The 1,806-nt window shown below is 54.8% G+C and carries 2 protein-coding genes; both read left to right on the forward strand.

Translation table 11 applies throughout. The features are described from left to right. On the forward strand, window positions 1-831 hold an 831-nt coding region (locus BSU04_RS22180; RefSeq protein ID WP_144021310.1), incomplete at its 5' end, for an amino acid permease. Between the two features lie 441 nt (window positions 832-1,272). Next, window positions 1,273-1,656, forward strand: coding sequence for a TraR/DksA family transcriptional regulator (locus tag BSU04_RS48850; protein WP_086380732.1), 384 nt, complete (start codon window positions 1,273-1,275; stop codon window positions 1,654-1,656). The last annotated feature ends 150 nt before the right edge of the window (window positions 1,657-1,806 follow it).

Genomic DNA, 1,806 nt, shown 5'->3' on the forward strand with positions numbered 1-1,806 from the left:
CTGGTGACACTGTGGGTCTTTATCGGAATCGAAGGTGCGGTGGTTATGTCCGACCGATCCGATGCGAAGACCGTTAGCAGGGCAACGCTGCTGGGCTTCCTGTCGGTCACCGCAATCTACGTTCTTGTCTCCGTTCTGCCTTTCGGCGTCATGTCACAGGCCCAACTGTCCGCCATTTCACCACCTGCCATGGCGGTGATCCTGGGTTCGTTGCTGGGCAAGTGGGCGGAGTACTTTGTCAACGCAGGCGTAATCATTTCGGTTCTCTCTTGCTGGCTGGTATGGACCATCCTCGTCGCTGAACTGCCGTGGGCGGGAGCCAAGGATGGGACCTATCCCAAGGTGTTCGCCAAGACGAACAAGAACGATGCGGCGTCGGTTTCCCTGTGGGTTTCCAGCGCAGTGATGCAGGTCATGATGCTCCTCGTGTACTTCTCAAACAACGCCTGGAATGTAATGCTCTCCATCACTGGAGTTATGATTTTGCCCGCCTATATCGGATCCACTGGCTATCTTTGGAAGTTGATGGCAACGGGAAAGTACCCAACAACTGCAAAGATTGGCAAGCCGATGGCGCTGGTGAGCAGTGTGCTCGGCACAATCTACGGCTTTTGGCTCGTCTTTGCAGCCGGACTGGAGTACATGCTCGTCGGCGCCGTGTTCTTTGCTCTAGGTAACCTCGTGTTCATATGGGCGCGCAAGGAACACGCGCCACATGAATTTCCGTTTGGCAAGATTGAGATGATCGTGGCAGTGGCCATCGTGGCGCTAGCAGCACTAGCGCTTTGGATGCTGTTCACGGGTCATCTGACTCAGGTATATAAGCCCTAACGTGTGATTGATCGGTGGCGACCGACCTACGTCTTGATTGAGCGGTAAAAGCGGCATTTTCATTTCGTTGGGGTCCTTGAAGTCCAACTCAAAGGGATGCCTGTCAACCCAACGATCGATGATCCTGTTGGGATTTTAAACAAGAACACTGGCTGGATAGCGTTCCGATCGTTATGCCTCCCTCAGTTGGATATTGCGTCTCGGGCGTGGCCCCATTCTCGCATCCACATCGTCGTGAATGGTCAGGGGGGAGCACGCACTGACCTGAACTGAACTTATCGCATGTCATGCCTATGGTAAAGGCTGGACCGTCAGAAGCTGGCAAACCCACGTGCTTGGATACGTGGAATGGCGGACCAGCTCAAGAATTCTTGCCCAGACCATCCGTTACGTATGCACGTCAGACTCCGTTTCGAAAGTCATTTGATCGAAGGTGAATAAATGAAGCCGCTCCTTAAAAAGCAAAAAGCTCAGCTAACCGTGTTGCTGAACCAGCAGGAGGCAGCCGCGCGCTTGATATTGGATCGTGCGGTAGGCCACCGCCATGACGAACCCGTACTACCGCGCAATGGACAAGGCGATCGAGCCTACGCCGAGCAGGTCGTTGATCGTGACTTGGCGCTAGCCGAACATTCAGCTCGCGAACTCGACAGCGTCGCCCAGGCTCGTTGCCGCCTAAGCGCCCACACTTACGGGATCTGCGCTGGATGTCACACTGATATTAGCTTTGCGCGACTTGTTGCGTGTCCGACCGCAACACGGTGCGAAGGGTGCCAAGAACTATACGAGCACACGCACGACCAACCGTCACACGCGTCCATGTGAAACGCCGTATGCGTGCGGACCGAAGTTCACCTCCGAACAGTGACAAGGTTGATTTTCAATCGTGCTCTCCTTCGCCATAGCGCGCAGACACGAACAAGCTTGCGGCACAAAAGCGAAATGCAGCGTCATAACACAGGCGCTGAAAGTGGC

Source organism: Caballeronia sordidicola, assembly GCF_002220365.1.
Lineage (GTDB): Bacteria > Pseudomonadota > Gammaproteobacteria > Burkholderiales > Burkholderiaceae > Caballeronia > Caballeronia sordidicola_C.